General features: G+C 48.5%; 2 tRNA genes. Both read left to right on the top strand.

The window, feature by feature from the left end:
* Nucleotides 1–12: 12 nt before the first annotated feature.
* Nucleotides 13–89 (top strand) — tRNA-Ile (locus ACXAGP_RS22100).
* Between the two features lie 156 nt (nt 90–245).
* A tRNA-Ala gene (locus tag ACXAGP_RS22105) sits at nt 246–321 on the top strand.
* Nucleotides 322–326: the final 5 nt, after the last annotated feature.

Consider the following 326-nt stretch of genomic DNA (forward strand, 5'->3'; position numbering starts at 1 on the left):
CAGGTGCATCATAGGCCTGTAGCTCAGCTGGTTAGAGCGCACCCCTGATAAGGGTGAGGTCGGCAGTTCAAGTCTGCCCAGGCCTACCAAAATTCCGTTACTCTTTGTTGTTTGACTCGTCGTTTAGTGAGCTAAACGTCCTCGCCAAACGCCTCGATTAACGAAATTTACATCTTTCCCAAATCTTCGGTGAATTTATTGTTTGTCACTAAGTCGGTAATAGGCTTAAGGACGTAGCAAGAAATGGGGCTATAGCTCAGCTGGGAGAGCGCCTGATTTGCATTCAGGAGGTCAGCAGTTCGATCCTGCTTAGCTCCACCACTTCT

The sequence above is a fragment of the Planctobacterium sp. AWM4_229 genome (genome assembly GCF_056160305.1).